At 69.8% G+C, this 21,485-nt stretch carries 17 protein-coding genes and 3 pseudogenes; 9 read left to right on the top strand and 11 right to left on the bottom strand.

Going from position 1 to position 21,485, the window contains the following annotated elements; genetic code table 11:
* Positions 1 to 278 precede the first annotated feature (278 nt).
* Positions 279 to 1,523: a ferredoxin reductase family protein gene (locus ACQEV2_RS03490; protein WP_433054164.1), complete on the top strand. Its 1,245-nt coding sequence runs from the start codon at positions 279 to 281 to the stop codon at positions 1,521 to 1,523.
* A 111-nt stretch (positions 1,524 to 1,634) separates the two neighbouring features.
* On the opposite strand, the pseudogene ACQEV2_RS03485 reads toward ACQEV2_RS03490, so the two are convergent.
* Positions 1,635 to 1,955: pseudogene (locus ACQEV2_RS03485) on the bottom strand (alpha-L-fucosidase); the annotation flags it as partial.
* Between the two features lie 28 nt (positions 1,956 to 1,983).
* Here ACQEV2_RS03485 and ACQEV2_RS03480 point away from each other — a divergent pair.
* Positions 1,984 to 2,607 (top strand): annotated as a pseudogene (locus tag ACQEV2_RS03480) (non-reducing end alpha-L-arabinofuranosidase family hydrolase); the annotation flags it as partial.
* 35 nt (positions 2,608 to 2,642) lie between these two features.
* On the opposite strand, the gene ACQEV2_RS03475 reads toward ACQEV2_RS03480, so the two are convergent.
* The 3 genes from ACQEV2_RS03475 to ACQEV2_RS03465 all read right to left on the bottom strand — a co-directional run bounded on the left by ACQEV2_RS03475 (position 2,643) and on the right by ACQEV2_RS03465 (position 5,268).
* Positions 2,643 to 3,230 (bottom strand): TetR/AcrR family transcriptional regulator, encoded by a 588-nt coding sequence (locus tag ACQEV2_RS03475; RefSeq protein ID WP_433036403.1) that lies wholly within the window; start codon positions 3,228 to 3,230, stop codon positions 2,643 to 2,645.
* 62 nt (positions 3,231 to 3,292) lie between these two features.
* Positions 3,293 to 3,778 carry an SRPBCC family protein gene (locus ACQEV2_RS03470; RefSeq protein WP_433036401.1) on the bottom strand — a complete coding sequence of 162 codons (486 nt, stop codon included), beginning with the start codon at positions 3,776 to 3,778 and terminating at the stop codon, positions 3,293 to 3,295.
* Between the two features lie 71 nt (positions 3,779 to 3,849).
* Positions 3,850 to 5,268 carry a flavin monoamine oxidase family protein gene (locus ACQEV2_RS03465; protein ID WP_433036399.1) on the bottom strand — a complete coding sequence of 473 codons (1,419 nt, stop codon included), beginning with the start codon at positions 5,266 to 5,268 and terminating at the stop codon, positions 3,850 to 3,852.
* Between the two features lie 236 nt (positions 5,269 to 5,504).
* Here ACQEV2_RS03465 and ACQEV2_RS03460 point away from each other — a divergent pair, with 236 nt between their 5' ends.
* Positions 5,505 to 7,703, top strand: coding sequence for an MMPL family transporter (locus ACQEV2_RS03460; RefSeq protein WP_433036397.1), 2,199 nt, complete (start codon positions 5,505 to 5,507; stop codon positions 7,701 to 7,703).
* Positions 7,704 to 7,966: 263 nt separating this feature from the next.
* On the opposite strand, the pseudogene ACQEV2_RS03455 reads toward ACQEV2_RS03460, so the two are convergent.
* Both ACQEV2_RS03455 and ACQEV2_RS03450 read right to left on the bottom strand, forming a co-directional pair.
* A pseudogene (locus ACQEV2_RS03455) lies at positions 7,967 to 8,216 on the bottom strand (DUF418 domain-containing protein); the annotation flags it as partial.
* Positions 8,217 to 8,462: 246 nt separating this feature from the next.
* Positions 8,463 to 9,440, bottom strand: a complete 978-nt coding sequence (locus tag ACQEV2_RS03450; RefSeq protein ID WP_433036395.1) for an L-threonylcarbamoyladenylate synthase — start codon at positions 9,438 to 9,440, stop codon at positions 8,463 to 8,465.
* Between the two features lie 375 nt (positions 9,441 to 9,815).
* Between ACQEV2_RS03450 and ACQEV2_RS03445 the strand changes: the two genes are divergently transcribed.
* The gene (locus ACQEV2_RS03445) at positions 9,816 to 11,090 is read left to right on the top strand and encodes a PP2C family protein-serine/threonine phosphatase (RefSeq protein WP_433036393.1); all 1,275 of its coding nucleotides are present in this window, start codon (positions 9,816 to 9,818) and stop codon (positions 11,088 to 11,090) included.
* Positions 11,091 to 11,235: 145 nt separating this feature from the next.
* On the opposite strand, the gene ACQEV2_RS03440 is transcribed toward ACQEV2_RS03445, so the two are convergent.
* The 4 genes from ACQEV2_RS03440 to ACQEV2_RS03425 form a co-directional block, all read right to left on the bottom strand.
* A complete protein-coding gene (locus tag ACQEV2_RS03440) occupies positions 11,236 to 11,913 on the bottom strand; it encodes a GNAT family N-acetyltransferase (protein ID WP_433036391.1) in 678 nt (225 codons plus the stop codon).
* The gene (locus tag ACQEV2_RS03435) at positions 11,910 to 12,281 is read right to left on the bottom strand and encodes an STAS domain-containing protein (protein ID WP_433036389.1); all 372 of its coding nucleotides are present in this window, start codon (positions 12,279 to 12,281) and stop codon (positions 11,910 to 11,912) included. The genes ACQEV2_RS03440 and ACQEV2_RS03435 overlap by 4 nt, the downstream gene beginning before the upstream one ends.
* A 401-nt stretch (positions 12,282 to 12,682) precedes the next feature.
* Complete coding sequence (locus tag ACQEV2_RS03430; RefSeq protein WP_433036387.1) at positions 12,683 to 12,952, bottom strand: hypothetical protein; 270 nt, start codon at positions 12,950 to 12,952, stop codon at positions 12,683 to 12,685.
* Between the two features lie 5 nt (positions 12,953 to 12,957).
* Entirely contained in the window at positions 12,958 to 13,554 is a 597-nt protein-coding gene (locus tag ACQEV2_RS03425; RefSeq protein WP_433036385.1) for a DUF5994 family protein, read from the bottom strand.
* A gap of 522 nt (positions 13,555 to 14,076) precedes the next feature.
* Here ACQEV2_RS03425 and ACQEV2_RS03420 point away from each other — a divergent pair.
* The 5 genes from ACQEV2_RS03420 (at position 14,077) to ACQEV2_RS03400 (ending at position 17,814) form a co-directional block, all read left to right on the top strand.
* Entirely contained in the window at positions 14,077 to 14,523 is a 447-nt protein-coding gene (locus ACQEV2_RS03420; protein WP_433036383.1) for a DUF5994 family protein, read from the top strand.
* A 106-nt stretch (positions 14,524 to 14,629) separates the two neighbouring features.
* The gene (locus ACQEV2_RS03415; protein ID WP_433036381.1) at positions 14,630 to 14,782 is read left to right on the top strand and encodes a CsbD family protein; all 153 of its coding nucleotides are present in this window, start codon (positions 14,630 to 14,632) and stop codon (positions 14,780 to 14,782) included.
* Positions 14,779 to 15,120: a hypothetical protein gene (locus ACQEV2_RS03410; protein WP_433036379.1), complete on the top strand. Its 342-nt coding sequence runs from the start codon at positions 14,779 to 14,781 to the stop codon at positions 15,118 to 15,120. Before ACQEV2_RS03415 ends, ACQEV2_RS03410 begins: the two co-directional genes overlap by 4 nt.
* Positions 15,121 to 15,373: 253 nt before the next feature.
* Positions 15,374 to 15,946, top strand: a complete 573-nt coding sequence (locus ACQEV2_RS03405) for a PadR family transcriptional regulator (RefSeq protein WP_433036377.1) — start codon at positions 15,374 to 15,376, stop codon at positions 15,944 to 15,946.
* 143 nt (positions 15,947 to 16,089) lie between these two features.
* Complete coding sequence (locus ACQEV2_RS03400) at positions 16,090 to 17,814, top strand: acyl-CoA dehydrogenase family protein (RefSeq protein ID WP_433036375.1); 1,725 nt, start codon at positions 16,090 to 16,092, stop codon at positions 17,812 to 17,814.
* A gap of 888 nt (positions 17,815 to 18,702) precedes the next feature.
* Here ACQEV2_RS03400 and ACQEV2_RS03395 read toward each other — a convergent pair.
* A complete protein-coding gene (locus ACQEV2_RS03395) occupies positions 18,703 to 21,456 on the bottom strand; it encodes a SpoIIE family protein phosphatase (RefSeq protein ID WP_433036373.1) in 2,754 nt (917 codons plus the stop codon).
* Positions 21,457 to 21,485: the final 29 nt, after the last annotated feature.

The following is a 21,485-nucleotide window of genomic DNA, read 5'->3' as shown; positions in this document are numbered from 1 at the left end:
ACTCAGCGTACCCAGCGACAGCGGAGGGGGGCGGCCGCCGGGTGAGGAGTGATCAGATGCCACCGGCGGGGGTCCAACCGCCTGTCCGGGTGAGAAGGTGCTGGGCACAGGAACGGTCGAGGCTTTTTGCGTCAAGTTCCGTACTGCCAGGCGGGAGTGCGTCACATGGACAAAAGGGGGAAGCGGTGGAGGCGACGATTTCACGGGTGCGGCAAGGCACCATACCTCCGGTCGTTGCGGCGCGGTGGGCGCTGTGGACGTTTGTCATCGTCAACTTGGTGATCGTCGAGGCCTTGTTCCTCAGCGCCGGGACCGGCAAGAACGAGGTGCTCACGGTCGCCAAGTTCTTCGGCCTGCATGCCGCCGTGCTGATGCTGTTCCAGCTGCTGCTGGTGGCCCGGCTGCCCTGGCTCGACCGCCGTATCGGCATGGACCGGTTGACGGTGTGGCACCGGTGGGTCGGCTTCACCCTGCTGTGGACCCTCCTCACCCACGCCGTGCTGGTGGTGCTGGGGTACGCGAGGCTCGATGACGCGTCGATGGCGAAGACGTTCTTCGCGCTGGCCGGAGTGCCGGCCTCCCTGCTCGGGATGCTGGCCGCGGCGATCGTCGTCGTGGTCGCCGCGGTCTCCGCCCGGCGGGTGAGGCAGCGACTGCGGTACGAGACGTGGCACGGCCTGCATCTGCTGCTGTACCTGGCCTTGGGGCTGGCGTTCGTCCACCAGTTGCAGGAGACCACGACCTTCAGCTCTTCCGCGCCCGCGAAGATCTACTGGTGGGCCCTGTGGCTGTTCGCATTCGGTGCCCTGGTCACGGGCCGGATCGTCATGCCTCTGTGGCGCAACGCCTATCACCGGTTCGAGGTCACGGCGGTGGTGCCGGAGTCGGACGACGTGGTGTCGGTGCACGTCACCGGCCGCCACCTGGACAAGCTGCCGGCCCGGGCCGGCCAGTTCTGCATCTGGCGGTTCCCCGGGCACAACCACTGGTGGCTGGCGAATCCGTTCTCGCTGTCGGCGGCACCCGACGGCCGAACGCTGCGCCTGACCGTCAAGGCGGTCGGCAGCACCAGCGCCGGCCTGCGGAACGTCCCGGTCGGGAGCCGCGCGTTCGTCGAGGGGCCGTACGGGGCATTCACCTCGTTGCATCGAACGCGGCCCGGCGCACTGCTGATCGCCGGAGGGGTCGGGATCACGCCGGTTCGAGCCCTGCTGGAGGAGGAACCGGCCGGCGACATCGTCGTGCTCTACCGGGTGCGCAGCGAGAACGACGCCGTGCTGGTCGATGAGGTGCGAGCCCTGGTCGAGGCACGCGGTGGGCAACTGCACCTGCTCACCGGCCGCACGGGGGAGGGGAGCCCGCCGTTCGAGCCGGACAGTCTCCGTGCCCTGGTTCCCGACATAACCGAACGCGACGTGTACGTCTGCGGCCCGCCCGCGATGACCTCGGCCGTGCTCAGCGCCCTGCGCAAGCTCAGGGTTCCCCACCGGCAAGTGCACGCCGAGCGGTTCGGCCTGGCCTGAGCCCCGCCTGCGGCGGTATCCGGTCGAGTCCGGGGGAGCGGGGAGGGCGTGGCCAGGCACGGATGGCCGTCGGTAGGCGGCCGTGGTCGCCAGGTCCGGGATCACGACACTTCACGGATCATCCGCGACGAGTTCAACCTCGGTGGCCCGTGGCCGGCCGGTAGGCAGGACATGATCGATGATTCGCGCGTTCTCCTTGTGCGCGGGATCGGTGACGTAACCCCACTCGTTCGGGAGGCAGTTGGTGCCGCGGACGTCGTAATAGTCGGGGTAGCGCCAGTTCAGCGGCGAGTAGTACAGACCCACCCGCAACCCGCCGGCGCGCACGGCGGTGACGTACTGGCCGAGGAAGTCCCGCTGCAGAGGCGCCTGTCCGGCATGCCAGGCGTTCGGGTGCGTGGAGGGCCACAGCGCGAACCCGTCGTGGTGACGGGCCGTAAGTACCGTCTATTTGGCGCCCAGCAACAACCCGGCCGACCCGCGGTCCTGGTCCGCGCCGCGCACCTTCATCTCCCAGGAGCCGCCGATCGTCACCCAGAACAAGGGCGACGGCACCTGGATCGACTTCTGGGTCATCTGCGACTCGGCCAACTGCCACCTGTTCTTCAGCGACGACAACGGTCACATCTACCGCGCCCAGACCAGCCTGGGCAACTTCCCCGACGGCTTCGGCAACACGCAAATAGTGCTGTCGGACACCAAGAACAACCTCTTCGAGGCGACCAACGTCTACAAGGTGCAGGGCAGTGACCAGTACCTGCTCATCCAGGAGGCCATCGGCTCCACCGGCCGGCGCTACTTCCGCTCCTTCACCTCCACCCGCCTCACCGGCACCTGGGCGCCCCTCGCCGCCACAGAGAACGAACCGTTCGCCGGCCGCGGCAACGTCAGCTTCCCCGGCGGCGCCTGGACCCAGGACATCAGCCACGGCGAGATGGTCCGTGCCGGTAACGACCAGACCCTGCCCATCAATCCCTGCCGACTGCAGTACGTCTACCAGGGCATAGATCCCGGCGCCTCGGGCGACTACCTCCGCCCGCCCTGGCGGATGGGCCTGCTCACCCAGACCAACTCCCCCTGCTGACCGCCTGAACCGTCGCCCTCAGCCAGGGGACGACCTCAGGCCATGGCCAGGACGGCGGAGATCAGGGCCCGCAGGCAGACCCTTTCGGCCTCCTCGTCCGGCAGTGAGAGATGCTGCATCGTCAGCCCGTCGAAGCCCGCGAGGAAGAACCTCGCGATCGTCTCGGCGGGCTGGGCGAGCTGGTGGCCGGTGCGCTCGGCGGCCTCGTTGACCAGCTTCGCCGTCACGGCCGAGATCCCGCTGTGGTGGCTGTGCAGCGCCTCCTTCAGGTGGGGCGTACGCAGGGCGAACATCGTCAGCTCGTTGAGGAGCTGGTACGACGCCGGCTGTTCCAGCACGGTGTTCCAGAGCGCCTCGGCGAGCGTGACGATCGTCGCCTCGAAGCTCGTGTCCGTGGGTGCGGCCCGCTCCACCTGGGCGACCAGGTCCTGGGTGAGCTGCTCCATGACCGCCCGGTAGAGATCTTCTTTGGTGCCGAACGTGTAGTGCACGGTCGCCTGTGCCACACCGAGCTCGGCGGCGATCGCGCGGGTGCTCCCGGCGGCGACGCCCTCCCTGGTCATCAGGTCGATGGCCGCCTTGATCAGTTGTGGGCGGCGCTCCGCCGCGGGTACATGAGCCATGACGGCATCCTATTCGACTCAGTCTGTCGAACAGGTCGCTCGACAAAATCCACCGTCGCCCGTCAACGGGCGGTCGTCGAGCTCTCCGAACGGATCAGCGTGTCGAGGTTGGCCATGGAGGTGCGCATACCGGCCCGCATACCCGGCTCCTGGATGCCGTTCAGGAGAGCTCCCAGCGGCCCGAGCCCGATGGCGTACTCGACCCAGTAGGTCATCTCCGTCACCTCCCTGCCGTCCTCGCTCTGTGCCGGGCGGAACTCGAAGATGCTCGTCACGTCCTGGAGCGGGGCGAATCCTGTGCCCGTGTCGACGCGGCGCCTGAGCGGGTCGACCTCCCTGACCGTCCAGACCGAGTCGGTCTTCAGGGGCCCGAGAGTGCGGTTGCGTTCGGCGTAGGTCTTGCCGAGGGTGGCGACGCCGTGGTGGTCGGTCACCTCGATCGCCCCGGCCACCCACTCGGCGTACCGGTCCGTGCGGGAGATGACCTCCCAGACCCGCCCCACGGGTGCGTTGATGACGGCCTGTTCGGTGACCACGTACCTGTTCATCGCAGGGTTCCTTTTCTGTCTCTGTCTCTGTCGTTCTGTCTGAGTCGTTCTGTCTGTGTCGTCTTGCCGGCTCAGTCCTGATGCAGCAGCTCGGTGGCGGCCGTCCGGCCGGAGCGGACCGCGCCGTCCATGAAGCCGTTCCAGTAAGGGGAGAACTCGGCGCCCGCCCAGTGCACACGCTGGAACCGCCGGCCCATCCACTCTCCGAAGTCGCTGATCACGCCGGGAGCGGCGACGGAGGTGGGTCCACCCTGGGTCCACTGCTCGGCGGTCCAGTCCTGCTCGACGTAGTCGATGGTGTCGAAGGCCCGTTCCCCGACCACCTGGGCGAAGGAACGCAGCACCGCACCACGCCGCTCACGGGCCGGGCGGTGGGCCCACCTGCGCCACTCCTTGCCGCCGAGGAAGCCCATGAGCACGCCCGGTCCGCCGTCGGGTGGGGTGTTGTCGAACATCTCGCGGATGGGGGAGCCGCCGCGCAGCAGCCCCATGCCGGACAGGCCCTCCGCCCGCCAGAACGGCTTGTCGTAGACGGCGACGCACTTCATGAGGGTGCCGAACGGCAGCCGCTGGAACAGCTGGTCCTGCTGGGGCGGCAGCAGCGGGTCCCACACGATCCGCGAGGCGAGCAGCGGCGGGACGGCGACGATGACCCGCTCGGACCGCCAGTCGCCGGCGTCGGAGACCACGGTGACGCCGGTGGAGTCCTGGCTGATGCGCCGTACCGGCGCCGACAGATGGACGCGGCCGTCGAGTTCCTCGGCCAGTCGCCGGGCGACCAGCTGCGAGCCGCCGACGAACCGGCTGTCCTGGGCTCCGCCGGTGGTGCCGGTGCCGCGCTCCATCGTGCCCGGATGCGTCTCGTCACCGAACGTCGAGACGTACCAGAGGCTGAACAGGGCCGACGCGTCGCGCGCCTCGCCTCCGTAAGCGGAGTTCAGGAAGATGTTGATCAGGTCGACGGCGGCGCCGGTGATCTCGGCCTTGCGCAGCCACGTCTCGTAGGTCATGCCGTCCAGTGCACGGGCGTCCGGAGCCTGCCACGGCGCCGCCGGGTCCACCTTTCCCGCCGCGTGGCCGATGCGGGCCAGGGCGATGCCCATGTCCGGCAGTGCGAAGAGGTCCGGAGGCGTGTGGCCGGAGAAACGCTTGGCCTTGCCGTCGTGCACATAGACGCTCTCGCCGGGAACAGCGGCCTGATAGGTGGCCACGCCGACCTCCTCGGCCAGCGCCAGGATGTGGTCCTGGGTCGGGCCGACGAACTGTCCGCCGATCTCGGTGACCTGTCCGTCGCCGAGGTCGTGGTTGAGCAGTCGTCCGCCTACCCGGTCACGAGCCTCCAGGACGGCCACGGACTTGCCCGCCGCGACGAGTTCCCGCGCCGCCGTCAGACCGGCCAGCCCTGCGCCGATCACGACGACATCGGCCCGGCGGCTGTGCGGTGCGGTGGTGACGTCGCTGTGCTGGGTGCTGCTCCGCGTGCTGCTCACGATCACTCCTTGTCGTGGTGGGGAGCGGGTGGTCCTCACCATACGGACGACATGGTCACTCGACAAGGTCGTACGGTTTAGTTATTCGATTTGGTCGGTCGACAGTGTCGTATTGCCTGATCAAGTGGGGTCATGGACGAGAAGTGAGCTAAGTCATGCGAGTGACAAGTTCGCTCGACTTGAGCGACTGATAAAGTCTGGCGCTCGACCGATCTCACCGACCCTGGGAGTTCCCCATGGCTGTCCTGCTTCATCGGCTCGGCCACCGCGCCTACCGTCATCGCAAGCTGGTGCTGGTCGTCTGGCTCGCGCTGCTTGCTGCGCTCATCGCGTGCGTCAGCGTCTTCGGCGGCAAACTCGACGACCGGTTCACCGTGCCGGGGACGGAGTCACAGCGGGCGCTGGACACCCTCGGCAAGACGCTGCCCGAGGCCTCAGGAGTAGGCGCCCAGATCGTCTTCACCGCCCCGGAGGGCCACCGAGTCACCGAGACTCCCTACGCCGCGGCCATCGCCGGAGCCGAGGCGGCCGCCGCGAAGGCGCCCCAGGTCAGTGCCGTCATCGGCCCGCGCACCTCCGGCGCCGTCTCGGCCGACCGGACCACGGCGATCGTGCAGGTGCAGTACTCGGTGCAGCGGGCCGAGGTGCACGCCTCGTCCCTGGACACCGTCGAGCAGGCGGCCAAGGCGGCCGAGAAGGACGGACTCAAGACCTTTGTGGGCGGCAGCGTCTACGGCAGCAACGGCGTCCACATCGGCCCGTCGGAGATCATCGGTGTCGTCGTCGCCCTGCTCGTCCTCGTCGTCACCTTCGGCTCACTGCTCGCCGCCGGCATGGCACTGCTACCCGCCCTGCTCGGTGTGGCGGTGGGACTGACCGGGCTGCTCGCCCTCGCCCCCGTGGTCAGCATCTCCTCCACGGCCGTCACCCTTGCGCTGATGCTGGGGCTGGCCGTAGGCATCGACTACGTCCTGTTCATCCTCTCCCGGCACCGCCAGCAGCTCGCCCGCGGCACCGACCCGCGGGAGTCCATGGCGCTGGCCGACGGCACAGCCGGCAGCGCGGTGGTCTTCGCCGGCAGCACGGTGATCATCGCCCTCGCCGCGCTCAGCGTCATCGGCATCCCGTTCCTGACCACCATGGGCCTCGGTGCCGCCGGGGCCGTCCTCATCGCCGTCCTGGCCGCGATCACCCTGCTCCCGGCCCTCGCCGGATTCGCCGGCGCCCGACTGGCGCCGAAGCCCGGCAGCAAGGCGGCCCAGCGGGCCACCGAGCCCGATGGACCCGCCGAGAAGGCCACCCTGGGCAGCCGCTGGGTCAAGACAGTCGTCGCCAAGCCTCTGCTGACCGTTCTGGCCGTCGCCGGCATCCTCGTCGCGCTCGCCCTCCCGGCGGCAGACCTGCGTCTCGCCCTGCCCGACAACGGCTCCGCCCCGGTGAGTTCCACCGAGCGCAAGGCGTACGACGTGGTCGGCGACAAGTTCGGCCCCGGCTTCAACGGCCCGCTCCTGGTGCTGACCGAGACCGACAACGGGCCCGGTGCGCAGGCGGGTGCTCAGGCCGCGCAGAAGCTGCGGGACCTCAAGGGTGTCAAGGCGGTGCTGCCGCCCCAGCCCACGCGCGACCCCGGGCAGACCGTCATCCAGGTCATCCCCGAGACCGGCCCCGACAGTGCCCGCACCGACCGTCTCGTCCGCGACATCCGTGTCGTGGCCCCGGACATCCGTGAGGCGACCGGAGCGCGGGTCGCGGTCACCGGTACCACCGCCGTCAACATCGACGTCTCCAACCGGCTCAGCGACTCCCTGCTGCCGTTCATGGCGATCGTGGTCGGCCTGAGCCTGATCCTGCTGACCATGGTGTTCCGCTCGCTGGTGATTCCCCTCAAGGCCGCCGTCGGATTCCTGCTGTCGGTAGGCGCTTCGCTCGGCCTGGTCGTCGCCCTGTTCCAGTGGGGCTGGCTGGCGGACGCGTTCGGCCTGGCCCACACCGGTCCGGTCGTGAGCTTCCTGCCGATCATCCTGATCGGCGTACTCTTCGGACTCGCCATGGACTACGAGGTGTTCCTCGTCTCCGGGATGCGCGAGGAGTGGGTCCACACGGGCATGGCCCGCCGGTCGGTGATCGACGGCGCCCGGCACAGCGTGCGGGTGGTGACCGCGGCCGCCCTGATCATGTTCACCGTCTTCGCCGGGTTCTTCCCTCTCGACGACGCCCTGATCAAGCCCATCGCCTTCGCGCTGGCCGTCGGCGTGGCCATCGACGCCTTCGCCGTCCGCCTGACCCTGGTCCCGGCAGTCCTCGCCCTCGCCGGACGACACGCCTGGTGGCTGCCTGCCTGGCTCCAGCGCGTCCTGCCCGACCTCGACGTCGAGGGCACCCGTCTCCAGAAGGGCTCCGAGGCGGAGCGCAAGGAGCCCGAGCGAGTCTCCTGAACCGGCGCAACTCGCGGAGCCGGTCGAGGCCGCCGCCCTCGCCGGAGGAACCGTGGCCTCCGGGGCCCTCAGCTCCGAGAACTGGAGCAAGGCCAACTACCAGGCCGGCCAAGCCTGACTGCCCGGTGCATTCGGCGACGATCCAGGCTTACCGGTGGAAGCCTGCAAGGACTATGCGCTTGCTCGATCCATGAGCGGTCCTGGCTGGGGTGGACGTGGAGGCGAGCCACCCCGGCCTGGCCTCATCGGATGTGCTTCGCCGGGGACTGTGCGACGAATTGGCCGACGTAGGCCGTCAGGGACATGGTCCCCACGGCGGTGACCGGTTTGGCCAGGTGGCGCAGTCGCGGCATGCGGTGCATCGCCACCGTCGCGCCCACGATCACGAGCACCGCGACTCCCACGCTGCCGATGATGTCGAACGTGGTGCCGCTGTGCGGCCCGGCCGTCAAGACCGACGACGCCGACAACTGGCCCGAGGGATCCGCTGTCGAGGGGCACCGACCCGGAGCCACCGAACGTCCCAAAGGCCGTGCCGTAGACGATGACGCCCGCGGCGATCAGTGCCAGCGGTGTACCCACTGCTGGCCGAAGTCGGCGTCGGCGGTGCTGTGGGCCAAAAACACACGCAGGATCTGATCCGCTGCGGTCATCTCACGAACGGGAGCGGTGAGTCCTCAGGCAGCTTCGTCCCTGGCGGGCCAGGTCAGGACGGTTCCCTTCCGAAGGGGCAGCACCTTGCGCAATGCGGAGTGCCGGTCACGCCGTGGCCCGGGGCCCGGCGGCGCGGCGGAGCCGGTTGGCGATCGCGAGTCCCAGCCCCTCCTCCACCGGCAAGGACGCGACGATGAGATCACACCCCCGCTGGTCGAGCTCGCGCAGGAACCCGTACAGCCCGCGCGCGTAGGCGGCCATCGAAGCGGGGACCGCCACCACGGCGTGCGCCTTCACGGCAGCATCGGCGAAGGAGGGGGGAAGAAAGACGCCCACCTGGTGCCCCAGCTCCTGCGCGAGCTCCGCCTCGGCGACGACCTTCTCGGGCTCGACGAGGACGACCCGCGCACGCGGCGCGTAGTGGGACGGATGCTGGCCCGGCACCCGAACGCGGCTCGTCGAGTGGACCGCAAGCGGAAACCCCAGCACCGCTTCGACGTCCTCGCGCACCACTCCGCCGGGCCGAAGGACGCTCGGGATCTCACCTGTGGCGTCGACGATGGTCGACTCGACGCCGACCTCGCAGGGGCCGCCGTCCAACACGAAGTCGACGGCATCACCGAGCTCCGCACGGACGTGGTTCGCCGTGGTGGGGCTGACCGAGCCGAAGCGGTTGGCGGACGGGGCCGCGACACCGCCCCCGAAGGCCCCCAGCAGCGCGAGTGCGACGGGATGGTCGGGCACACGCAGGGCCACCGTCTCCAGGCCACCAGTGGCTTCGAGGGGCACCCGGCGACCGCGCCGCAGGACCAGCGTGAGTGGCCCCGGCCAGAAGCGTTCGGCCAACAACCGCGCCGTCGCCGGCACGTCCTCGACCCAGTCACCCAGCTGCTCCGCGCCGCCGATGTGGACGATCAGTGGGTGGGAGGGCGGGCGCCCCTTGACCTCAAAGACGCGTGCAACGGCGGTGGAGTCCTCGGCGTTGGCGCCCAGACCGTAGACGGTTTCGGTCGGGAAGGCCACCAGGCCCCCGGCGCGCAGCACACCCGCCGCCTTCTCGATGTCACTGGTTGTTGCCGTCACCCGCGCGATCCTCCCACTGCTCCGCTCTCCACGTTCCATGGTCTCATCGGCGCATAACGACGAACCAAGGCCGACGGCACCGCGTGAGCGAGGGCCGTACGACAGCCGTTACGGCGGCACCGCGGAACACCGACAGGAGCCCGGAACAGCGTGGGACCGGGTGACGGCGTCGCTCGACCGCGCGGTACGGCGCGGCAGGCTGGGTCGTGGCCCTTGGTGGAGATCGATCGGTGGAGATCGATCCGTTGAAGAGATGGTGCTGCTCGGGCCTGCATGGCGAGCGTGATGGGCTGAACCGGCGCCATGGAGTCGCCCGGCGAGACGGACCCGCAGTCGTCCGGCGGGCGTATCCGGCGGGCACCTCGTAGGTTGGACATGGACAGTCGCGCTCGTAAAGATCGGCAGGTCACGCGCGTGACGACAGCGGAGATCGATTTCGAGGAGCTGTTCGACGCCGCGCCGAACCCGTACCTGGTGCTGGACGCCGACCTGGTGGTCCGCTACGCCAACCGGGCCTACCTCCGGGTCACCGGCAGGACCCGCGAGGAGCTGGTCGGGCGGTACATCTTGGAGGCTTTCCCGGACACACCGGCCGCGCCGGACGCGGCGCGTGAGTTCGGCGCCTCGCTGAAGCGCGTCCTGAGCTCCCGGGAGCCCGATTCGGCGGCTCCGCTCCGATTCGACCTTCCCGTTGCCGACCGCCCAGGTGAACTCGAGGAGCGGTGGTGGTCCGGGACGTCCAGCCCTGTCCTGGGGCCGGACGGCTCGGTGAAATGGATCATTGCGCGGTCCGACGACGTCACCGAGTTCATGCGTTCCCCGGGCATCGCTGACTTCACCCAGCCGCTGAGCACGTATACGACAGAGATCGCCGCCCAGGTGTACGCCCGGTCGCGCGATCTCGAGCAGCTGAACGAGCAGCTGCGCCAGGCGCATGCCCGCGAAAGTGAAATCACCCTCACGCTGCAGGAGGTCATGCTCCGCTCGCCCGATCTGGCCGGGCACCGGGACATCGCCGTGCGCTACCTGCCGGCCAGCGGATCACTCAACGTGTGCGGCGACTGGTACGACGTGGTCGATCTGCCGCCCGACCGCTACGCCATCGCCGTCGGGGACGTCGTCGGCCACGGCCTTGAGGCCGCTGCCGTCATGGGCATGCTGCGCAGCGCCCTGAGCGCGGTCATCCGGGCCGTTCCCAGCCCCGCCCAGGCCCTGGAGGTACTGGGCCTGTACGCCAGGGCGGTCGACGGCGCGCTGGCCACCACCGTGGCCAAAGTCCTCATCGACCCGCGCAGCCGACTGATCATCTACAGCATCGCCGGCCACCCACCGCCGGTCCTGCTCCATCCGGACGGCAGCTGCGAGTTGCTGGACCAGGCCACCGACCCGCCGCTGGGCGCTCGCCCCGATCACGTCCCCCGCCCTCAGGCCGGGCTGGCCTACACCAAGGGGGACACCCTCGTGCTCTACACCGACGGGCTCATCGAACGCCGCGGCGAAGACATCGATGCCGGCCTGGCCCGGCTGACCGACGCCCTCACCCAGCACAGCACCCTCCCGGTGCAAGAGCTCGCCGACCAACTGCTGGCCCACCTCGGCGTCGCCGGCGGCTGCCAGGACGACATCGCCCTCGTCGTCGTCCGCCTGTGACCGTTCCCCATGCGCTTCCAGCCGGCCGACCGGCTGCCCGTACGACAGGCAGCCGAGCCCAGCGCCGGGCACACGACGCCCAGCCGACGACCTTGGCGTGGCCGGGCCGGCCCGTAGATCTGCCGGACCGGCGGCGTGGTGGTCGTCAGCCGGGCCGTTGGGTGCGGTCTTCATGGGCGAGGCCGTCCGGGCGGGCGGCCGTGCGCGGGCCGATGGGGAGGACCAGGGCCCGCAGCAACACCGGGTCCGCCGGCCGCAGGACCGTGGGATCCGGTGGCCGGCGAAGCGAGCCGATGTCCTGCCATCCCCACGACAGGAAGGCGTCGCAGGCCGGGGCGTCGGTCTCGGCGACCAGCGTCGCCCCGAGCGAGGCATGGTGGTCGGAGAGCAGCCGTTCCTGGAGCCTGCGGGCGATGCCCTGGTCGTCCGTGTGGGGGTGCACCACGATCTCGGTGATGGCGAAGACGTGTCCGGACGCGGTGAGCTGTTCGACGCTCTGCGGAAGGGTCCCGTCGAACCCCCTCCACCATGTTCCCTGGCGCGGTACGGGGAAGCCGTAGGCGCACCCGGCGAGGGTCATGTCCTCCGCGACCAGCAGAGCGAATCCGAGCCGTCGGACGTCGCCGGTGAGCCGCCGCAGGAACGCCGCCCGGCCCCGGTACTCCTGGCCTGGTTGTGCCCGGGTCGACTCCACGTACAGATCCGCCAGGTCCTCCCGCAGGGTCTCGGCCTGCCAGCGGTTCAGCCGGCGCAGACGAACCGCGTGGGCGGGGGTCCGGGTGCCCTCTCCCCGTGGCGGCTCCGGGGTGAGCGGGGCCGTCACGGCGCACCGCCCGCCGCGGCGGGCATCCGAAGTGACGGTGGTCGAGCGGCGTGGTGCTCTTGGAGCAGGAAGCGCGAACCGGTGATCTCGATGATGCGGGCCAGGGTCGGCGGCGGATAGTGCAGTTGGAGGGTCATTCCGGCATCGGGGGCGAGCCGGGATGCCGCGAGGAAGGCGTTGAGTCCGCCGGCGTCGCGGCAGGTGACCGCCGTGAGATCGACGTCGGTGGTGCGGACGCCGTCGCGCATGCATCCGGCCAGCGCGGCGCTGACGAGCGGGGCAGTGGTCACGTCGATCTCTCCTGCGAGGGTGATCAGGGCGCGGGTGCTGTGGTCGCGCCGGTAGACGTCCAGCCGGAGAAGGGCCATGGCTCCTCGGTTCGCGGTTTCTGTCGGAAGGTGCCGCGTGGCAGGGCCGGGGCCCGGTCCTCCCGGCGCTCCGCCGATACAGGGGTGTGCGTGGTGGATGGGTGGACGGCCGCCCCGCAGCCCGAGTTCGCGAACGCGGAGGCGGACCGGTCGTTCGGGGATGCCATGGGATCGGACGGAAGGTCCGCGCCCGCCGGGCATCGTGTCCTGGAGGGGAGCCGTCGCCGGACCAGGGCAGCTCTGGCGATTCGTGCACAGAGCACGGGAAGACCCCGGCCGGTCCTGAACAGGGCTGCGGCCGGGGTCTCGGGCTGCGGGCTGTGCTGTTGTTCTCGGCCCGTGCGGTCGGTTCAGTGACGGGCCGGAAGAACGTGACGGGACGATGGGCTCACCCCGCTCCCTCACGAGTGCGGCGTACGAGTGCGGAGCCGGGGGCGGAGCCGCCCGCGTCCGCCGTCGCGATGGTCACGGCGGCCGCCGGTGCCGCTCGCCCCCGCCCGGCCGTGGGCCTTCGGCGGAACAGGCGGGGCCGGTCCCGGGACGGGTGTCCCGGAGCGGCCGTAGTGGAACGCGGCGATGCGGTCGCTGTGCTGTGAGTTGAGCAGGCGGATGAGGAGCACCCCAAGAGCGATCACCGCCAGGATCACGGCCACGGTCACGAATGACTCCATCGTCCTCACCTCCCCGTCGGCTGATGCGGCATCGGGATGATCACGGTCGGGATCCGTGGACGTGCGGCCGGTTCGCGGGCCTCATGTCCTCCTTCGGAGTCCCAGACCGCTTCCACGGCCCGGTCGGTCTCGGACACCGTCCGCAGGCGCGCTGCCTCCTCCGTCAACTGGCTTGCGGTCGACCTGCCCAGCGGGTCGCTCGCGGCGGCCATCAGCCACGCGGCCGAGACGGGAGCGGTCTGCGGCGGGACCACCAGGAGGTTCCAGCGGCCCGTGCGGTACGAGAGCAGCAGCAGTTCGTGCGGGTCCTGCTCGGCCAGGAACCAGCCCACCTTCACCACGTGCCCGGCGACGGGCACTTTGCGCGGGACGACCGGCCAGTGGGTGGGATTCACCGTGACCCGGGTGATCCGCCCCCACAACGGGTCCAGTACGGCGGTCAGGGAGGGGAGTTCCGCCCCGAGATCGCGGCAGCGTGGCCACCAGGCGCCGTCCAGCAGAGCCGGTGCGGAACCGACGGGAACCAGCGAGAGACGCAGCGAGGACGTGGAGAACCGTTCATCGGCTTCGAGTGTCGGCGGAGAGGGGATGGTCGCAGTCATGACGCGAACCCTGCCCCGGGCCGGCCGCAACCGGCCCGGCATATTCGATCGCCGAAAACGACACGGGCATGGAAGCCGGTGCGCGAAATATCCTCGGTAGTTCCAGGGTACTCCCCGGGCAGGCCGAACGGACCGGACGGCCAACGGAGGAACAGCCTCGGAACGGACAGGCTGACGTATGTATCGTCGTCGCCCGCCTCCCCCGAGGCCGCCCGCTGGGGGAGGTACGCGCCTCCAGCTCACCGTGGACACCACCCGCTCCCCGGGGAAGGTCCGCCGGCAGAAGTGAGGCGATGGCCGGGAGCAGTCCGTTCGGCCTTTTCGTGGAGTAGCGTGAGGTCATCGGGAGCACTTCGCGCACCGGCCCCGATACCGGTGTCGTTCCTGGTGAACGACGACACCGGACACTGCCCACGCGCAGAGGTCCGGGGACGGATTCGCATGATGTCCGTGATCATCGACCACCCGGCGCTGCGCGCTGTGCCCTTCAGGGCTCCGACCGCACGCCTTGCCCTCAAACCTGTGAGCCCTTCCCCGGGACGCGTCGAGCTGGACGGCGCCTGGTGGCCACGCTCACGTGATCTGAGCCATGAACTCCCCGCGCTGGCCGACGTACTGGACCCCCTGTGGGGACGGATCACCCGGATCGCTGTCAACCCCCGCTACTGGCCGATCATCCCGCCCAGGATTTTCGCGAACGGCCATGGTGTGAAGGTCGGTTGGTTCACCTCGGAGCTGGACCCGCACAAGATCCTGCTGCTGTCCGGCACGTCGGGCCGCTGGGACCTCCTGGTGATTCCCCCGGAGACCACCGCCCTCTCGGCCGCCCGGCTGATGGCCGCCGCAAGCGCGAACACCGCCGCGCAGTCGACCGCTACCGCTCTCATGACGGCAGAACAGGCGGACGCCCCCGCCACGTCGTACGACGCCGGCACCGGACGGCTCGGCCGACTGGTGGCGGCGATGTGACCATTCCGCCGACCTGCCTCGCCCACACCCCGCGAGAAACCGCCCACCCGACAACAGCGAGGCCGACATGACCGTTTCACGGAGCATCAGAAATCAGGCGCAAACGATGAAGGGCAGGATCACGGAGGAACTCGGCCGAGTCACCCGCAACAGGCGACTGCAACGCCGAGGCAAGGCCGAGCGCGTCTCCGGCAGCCTGAAACAGGCCGTCGAGAAGGCCAAGGACGCCTTCAGGCGGAACGGGAGCGGCCCCCGATGATGTACGACCAGACACGCGCCCGGCAGTCCGCGGGCCAGACCCCGGACCCGGCCGGGCGCCGCAGCCCGAGCCCGGAGCAGCTGCTCCCGACGGACGAACGGGACAAGGTCCTCCAGCGCCTCCGGCACGCCCTCAACACCTTTGCCGACACCCCACGCGAGGCGCTGGAAGAAGCCGAGAGTGCCTACGACGAAGTCAGCGCCCAGCTCGTGAACGCCCTCGCGGAACGACGGCGTGTCCTGCGCGCCGGCTGGCAGGGCCAGGACGCACAGCCCGACGAACTGCGGCTCGCGCTGAGGCAGTACCGGGAGATCACCCAGCGACTGCTCAACATCTAGACAGCCACTACGCCGCGCTGCCGCAGCAGCGCGGCGTAGTCTGCACAGCCCCGAGGGCAGGGTCGTCCTTCAGAGCCTCGATGACTGCCCCCCGCCAGCCCCCGCCGGGACGGCCGGAAGGCCGCCCGCCCGGACGAATGGGGGGCGATGCAAGGTGCACTGCCGCTGGGGGAGGGACCGTACGGGGTGAGCCGCGTCGCATCGGGGCGGGCGAGGCTTGCTATGCAACGAGTTGCATAGCAGGATCGGCGTCATGGCGCTCGAACACGCGATTTTGGTGTCGCTTTTGGAGAAGCCGGGATCAGGTTATGAGCTGGCCCGGCGTTTCGAGCGGTCCATCGGATACTTCTGGACCGCGACCCACCAGCAGATCTACCGCGTGCTCAAGCGCATGGAGAACGACGGCTGGATCGACGTCAGGGATGTCCCGCAGCAGGGCCGGCCGGACAAGAAGGAGTACAGCGTCGCCGACCTCGGGCGGGCCGCGCTGTCCTCCTGGTTGCATGATCCGATCGAGCCGGAGAGCGTCCGCCACGACTTGGCCGTGAAGATCCGGGGCGCCGCCTTCGACGACCCGGCCGCCCTGATCCGCGAGGTGGAGCGGCACCGGCAGACGCACCGGGACCGGCTGGCGCACTATCTCGCAGGAGAGGCGCGGGACTTCACGGGGCCCGAGGCCAGCGCGGCCGGTTCACAGGCGCCGCTCGACGCGGAGCGGGAGCTCCAGCACGTCGTACTGCGCGGCGGCATCGCATACGAGCGGATGATGATCGACTGGCTGGACGACGTGCTTGCCACGCTGGCCCGTTTCGGTCCGCGCCGCTGATCGCCGCCGCACCCTCCGCCAGTCCTCCGCGTCCTCCCGATCCTCCCGGTCCTCCCGATCCGCCCGGTCCTCCGGGTCCTCCCGATCCGGCCGTCGGACCTCCCGATTCCCACCCCTCCACCAGCCGAAAGGCCTCCTCAACCATGGCTGACCAGCTGCTGTTCAACCCGCGCACCTACGACCCCGCACACTTCGACCCCGAAACGCGCCGCTTGCTGCGAGCCACCGTCGACTGGTTCGAGGAGCGCGGGAAGCGGCGGCTGATCGAGGACTACCGGACCCGCGCGTGGCTCGGCGACTTCCTCGCCTTCGCAGCGAAGGAGAACCTGTTCGCCACCTTCCTGACGCCGTCGTCCGCCGCGGGGGAGGGGGAACCGGACAAGCGGTGGGACACCGCCCGGATCGCCGCGCTCAACGAGATCCTGGGCTTCTACGGTCTGGACTACTGGTACGCCTGGCAGGTCACGATCCTCGGCCTCGGTCCGGTCTGGCAGAGCGACAACGCCGCCGCCCGCTCCCGCGCCGCGGAACTCCTCACCCAGGGGGATGTGTTCGCGTTCGGCCTGTCCGAGAAGGCCCACGGCGCCGACATCTACTCCACCGACATGCTGCTCGAACCCGACGGCAACGGCGGCTTCCGAGCAACCGGCTCCAAGTACTACATCGGCAACGGCAACGCCGCAGGTCTCGTCTCCGTCTTCGGCCGCCGGACCGACGTCGAGGGCCCCGACGGCTACGTGTTCTTCGCCGCCGACAGCCGTCACCCGGCCTACCACCTGGTCAAGAACGTCGTCGACTCGTCCAAGTTCGTCAGCGAGTTCCGCCTGGAGGACTATCCCGTAGCGGCCGAGGACGTCCTCCACACCGGCCGCGCCGCCTTCGACGCCGCCCTCAACACCGTCAACGTCGGCAAGTTCAACCTGTGCACCGCCTCGATCGGCATCTGCGAGCACGCGATGTACGAGGCCGTCACCCACGCCCACAACCGCATCCTCTACGGCCGCCCCGTCACCGCCTTCCCCCATGTGCGGCGCGAGCTGACCGACGCGTACGTCAGGCTCGTCGGCATGAAGCTGTTCAGCGACCGCGCTGTCGACTACTTCCGCTCAGCCGGCCCGGACGACCGCCGTTACCTGCTCTTCAACCCGATGACGAAGATGAAGGTGACCACGGAGGGTGAGAAGGTCATCGACCTGATGTGGGACGTCATCGCGGCCAAGGGCTTCGAGAAGGACAACTACTTCGCTCAGGCGGCCGTGGAGATCCGCGGTCTGCCGAAGCTGGAGGGTACGGTCCACGTCAACCTGGCGCTGATCCTGAAGTTCCTGCGCAACCACCTCCTCGACCCGGTCGACCACCCCGCCGTGCCGACCCGCCTCGACGCGGCCGACGACGACTTCCTGTTCCGGCAGGGACCGGCCCGCGGCCTCGGCTCGGTGCGCTTCCACGACTGGCGGCCCGCCTTCGACGCGTACGCGCACCTGCCCAACGTGACCCGCTTCCGCGAACAGGCCGACGCGCTCTGCACGTTCGTCGTCAAGGCCGCCCCCGACGCCGAGCAGAGCCGCGACCTCGACCTCCTCCTCGCGGTCGGTCAGCTCTTCGCCCTCGTCGTGCACGGGCAACTCGTCCTGGAGCAGGCCGCCCTGACCGGGCTCGACGAGGACGTCCTCGACGAACTCTTCGCCGTCCTCGTACGGGACTTCTCCGCGCACGCCGTCGAACTGCACGGCAAGGACTCGGCGACCGAGCAGCAGCAGGAGTGGGCGCTGGGTTCGGTCCGGCGGCCGGTGGTCGACGAGGCACGCACGGAGCGGGTCTGGCAGCGGGTCGAGGCACTGTCCGGCGCGTACGAGATGGCCCCGTAAGCGCGCCTACGGCGCCTACGCATGACCGGTGGCCGGGCAGCGTGAATCCTGCCACCGGTCAGTGCACCGGCAGAAGGCGGGGCCGGCAACAAAGGGGCAATGCGCCGCCACAACTCATCTCATCGGGGACAAGATCCGCAGACACGCAACAAGCTTGCCACGGAAGCAGCGAGATAGAGTTACACGCATGACAAACGCACGTTCGACAGGGCCGACGGGCTTCAGGTAGCCCGCCAGGAGATACCTGGCGGTTGCTGCGAACGGAGCCCCGTGACACGCACCGCCCACCATCTTCCCCCTTCACGCAGTCAGAGTGCGCACGACTGCTCGTCAGGAAAGCCTTGGCGTTCCGTGGTTCTCCACGACCTCAGGTACAGCGCACGCACCTTCACCGATGCGGCACGAGAGTCCAGAAGGCCCCAACCCCACACGGTCCGCCGCAGGGTGGATGTCTACTCGTTTGCTCGACACCAGCGGGACCGCTCCGTCGCCCAGTGGTCCGCAGTGGAGGAGCGCCGGGCGCGGCAGCGGCTACGAGCCCAAGCTGGGACTCTCCTGAGGCTGGTGCATTCCACCGCCGACGAACTCGCGGTCGATGCTGCGGACACGGTGGACATACCGCCGGCGCGTCATCGGCGAAGCTCGCTCTGGCTCGCGTAGCCGCCACCGGAGCACCGCCCCACCTGGAACGCGCGTCGGCTGATGCCTCTTGCATCGGCCGGCGAGAGGGGATCGATTCGGATGACCGGTGAATCGGGGGCGTTACGAGACCCACCGCGCCGATGCAGCAGGCCTTTGGTCTGCTGGTGCAACGCGTGCAGCACGCCGGTGGGCACGGGCCTCGCCGGACGACATGTCGCCGACGTATCCGGCTGATCGCCGCCGCCTTCACGTCGAGGTTGTCGGGTCGGCCGGCTCTTCGTCCGGCGGCGTGTCCGCGTCGGCCGGTGTCGGGGCGGGGTGCTGGGTCACCTCGGGCAGGGCCTGTTCGGCCCAGATCACCTTGCCCTGCGGGGTGTACCGGGTGCCCCAGCGCTCAGCCATCTGCGACACCAGGAACAGGCCCCGGCCTCCCTCGTCCGTCGTCGCGGCGTACCGCAGATGCGGGGAGGTGCTGCTGCTGTCGGCGACCTCGCAGATCAGCGTACGGTCGCGGATCAGCCGTACGTGGATCGGTCCGGCGCCGTAGCGGATGGCGTTGGTGATGAGCTCGCTCAGGATGAGCTCCATGGTGAAGCCGAGCTCCGACAGGCCCCACGCTTCGAGCCTCTGGGACACGGCGTCACGCATACCCGCCACGGCGGCCGGGTCCGGTGGTACGTCCCAGTCGGCGATCCGGTCGGGCGGCAGCTGCCGCGTGCGGGCGACGAGCAGGGCGACGTCGTCCTTGGGACGCTCGGGGAGCAAGCTGTCCAGCACGTCCTGGCAGGTTTCCTCGGGCGGCCGTCCGGCGTGGCCCGTCAGCGCGTCGCGCAGCAGTTCCAGTCCCACGTCCAGGTCGCGCCTGCGGTCCTCGATGAGGCCGTCGGTGTACAGGACGAGCTGGGTTCCCTCCGCGAGGCACAGCTCCGCGGTCTTGAACGGCATGCCGCCGAGGCCCAGGGGCGGACCGGCCGGCACGTCCGGGAAGGTGACGGTTCCGTCGGGCTGGACCAGCGCGGGCGCCAGATGCCCCGCACGCGCCATGACGCAGCGGCGCGTCACCGGGTCGTAGATCCCGTACAGGCAGGTGGCGCCCACGACACCCGCTGCACTCTCTGCCGCCTCGTTCTGGTCGATGCGCCCGACCAGGTCGTCCAGATGGCTCAGCAGCTCGTCGGGTGGCAGATCGAGGGTGGAGAAGTTGTGCACGGCGGTCCGCAGCCGTCCCATCGTGGCGGCGGCGTGCAGGCCGTGGCCCACCACATCGCCCACGGCCAGTGCCACCCGGCTCCCCGGCAGGGGGATCACGTCGAACCAGTCTCCGCCCACGCCCGACTGGGCGGGGAGGTAGCGGTAGGCGATGTCGAGGGCGTTCTGCTCGGGCACGCCCTGTGGCAGCAGGCTGCGCTGGAGGGTGACCGCCAGGGTGTGCTCGCGGGTGTAGCGGCGGGCATTGTCGATGCTGATCGCGGCACGGGCCACCAGCTCCTCCGCCAGCGACACGTCCTCCTCGTCGAAGCGCTCATGGTCTTGCGCGCGCCAGAAGTTGGCCATGCCCAGCACGACGCCACGGGCCTGGATGGGGGCGGTGATGAGGGAATGGATGCCGTAGTCGATGATCGCCTTGGCGCGCTCCGGGTCCTGCACGCGCCAGTCCATGGCGGTCGGCAGATCGCTCACCAGCTGGGAGCGGCCGCTGCCGTAGCCGCGCGCCTGGGGCGTGGAGGGAAGGTAGTCGAAAAGCCGGCCCAGTTCGGAGAGCGGATGGTCGTCACGGATGCCGCTCACGGCCGCGCGTCGCATGTCCGTCGCCGTGGGGGCCGGCTCCTCGCCGTGCAGGACGGCGTCGGCCAGGTCCACGGTGACGAAGTCGGCGAAGCGGGGAATGGGGACGCGAGCCAACTCGTCGGCGGTGCGCAGGACGTCCAGGGTGGTACCGATGCCGAGTCCGGCGTCGTACAGCAGCCTGAGCCGCTCCCGTGCCACCTCCGCCCTGCCGGTCACCGCCTGCAGCTCGGTGGAGTCGCGCAACGTCACCACCGTTCCCCGGGGGCCGCCCTTGCCACCCGTGGGCCGCTGGTTGACGGCGAGCAGCCGCTCTCCGGCGAGGTGCACCTCGTCGGTGGCCTCGCGCCCGGAGGTGAGCAGCGCCTTCGTCTCCGGATCGAGGCCCGGCAGGTCCGAGACGAGCCGTCCCTCGACGCCCGGGGGCAGCTCCAGCAGTCGTCTGGCCTCGTCGTTCGCCAGCATCAGCCGCCCGTCGGCGGCCACGATCAGCACCCCTTCCCGAACGGAGTGGAGCACCGTGTCGTGGTGCTCGTACATCAGGGTCATCTCGTCCGGGGCCAGGCTGTGTGTCTGGCGCCGCAGCCGACGGCCCACCAGCGCCGTCACGCCGGTGGACAGCACGAGCGCTCCGGCCCCGGCGCCCAGGATGATCGGTAGTTGCCTGGCCAACTGACTTTCGACGCTCTTGACCTTCATCCCGGCCGAGACGAGGGCCACCACTGTGCCATCGGTGTTCTTGATGGGGACCGTGGCCTGCACCTCGCGACCGAGCGGGCCGTTGACGCTCTCCGTGTAGACCCTCCCTGCCAGCGACGGCTCGATCTCGCCCACGAACCGCTTTCCGATCCGGTCCGGCAAGGGGTGCGTGTACCGGATGCCCTCGGTGTCCATGACCACGATGAAGTCGACGTCGGCGGCCCGGCGTGCCGCCTCGGTGAGCGGCTGGAGAATCTTGCTCGGATCCGGGGTCTCCAAGGCCGCCAGGACGCCTGGTGAGTGCGCGAAGGTCTGTGCCACGGCCGTGGAGCGGCGCCTGGCCTCGGCGCTGGTGTCCCGCTCCGACTGCAGGACGAGAGCGAAGACGCCGCAGGTCACGAGCAGCACTACCAGAGCCACCTGGAAAACCAACACCTGCCCGGCTACGCTCCGCGTGCTCTTGCTGATCAGACGCTTGACCGATAGGTGTCGAAAACGGGCGAAACGGTTCGCCATGCGACCTTTTTAACACCGGTGATCCCGAG

Source organism: Streptomyces sp. CA-251387 (assembly GCF_050936625.1).
Classification (GTDB): domain Bacteria; phylum Actinomycetota; class Actinomycetes; order Streptomycetales; family Streptomycetaceae; genus Streptomyces.
This window is presented reverse-complemented; position numbering and strand designations above follow the sequence as displayed.

Bases quoted from the DNA above. Each gene is read 5' to 3' on its own strand.
- ACQEV2_RS03475 (WP_433036403.1), bottom strand. From the start codon at position 3,230: ATGGCTCATGTACCCGCGGCGGAGCGCCGCCCACAACTGATCAAGGCG.
- ACQEV2_RS03470 (WP_433036401.1), bottom strand. From the start codon at position 3,778: ATGAACAGGTACGTGGTCACCGAACAGGCCGTCATCAACGCACCCGTG.
- ACQEV2_RS03460 (WP_433036397.1), top strand. From the start codon at position 5,505: ATGGCTGTCCTGCTTCATCGGCTCGGCCACCGCGCCTACCGTCATCGC.
- ACQEV2_RS03445 (WP_433036393.1), top strand. From the start codon at position 9,816: ATGGACAGTCGCGCTCGTAAAGATCGGCAGGTCACGCGCGTGACGACA.
- ACQEV2_RS03435 (WP_433036389.1), bottom strand. From the start codon at position 12,281: ATGGCCCTTCTCCGGCTGGACGTCTACCGGCGCGACCACAGCACCCGC.
- ACQEV2_RS03430 (WP_433036387.1), bottom strand. From the start codon at position 12,952: ATGGAGTCATTCGTGACCGTGGCCGTGATCCTGGCGGTGATCGCTCTT.
- ACQEV2_RS03425 (WP_433036385.1), bottom strand. From the start codon at position 13,554: ATGACTGCGACCATCCCCTCTCCGCCGACACTCGAAGCCGATGAACGG.
- ACQEV2_RS03415 (WP_433036381.1), top strand. From the start codon at position 14,630: ATGAAGGGCAGGATCACGGAGGAACTCGGCCGAGTCACCCGCAACAGG.
- ACQEV2_RS03410 (WP_433036379.1), top strand. From the start codon at position 14,779: ATGATGTACGACCAGACACGCGCCCGGCAGTCCGCGGGCCAGACCCCG.
- ACQEV2_RS03405 (WP_433036377.1), top strand. From the start codon at position 15,374: ATGGCGCTCGAACACGCGATTTTGGTGTCGCTTTTGGAGAAGCCGGGA.
- ACQEV2_RS03400 (WP_433036375.1), top strand. From the start codon at position 16,090: ATGGCTGACCAGCTGCTGTTCAACCCGCGCACCTACGACCCCGCACAC.
- ACQEV2_RS03395 (WP_433036373.1), bottom strand. From the start codon at position 21,456: ATGGCGAACCGTTTCGCCCGTTTTCGACACCTATCGGTCAAGCGTCTG.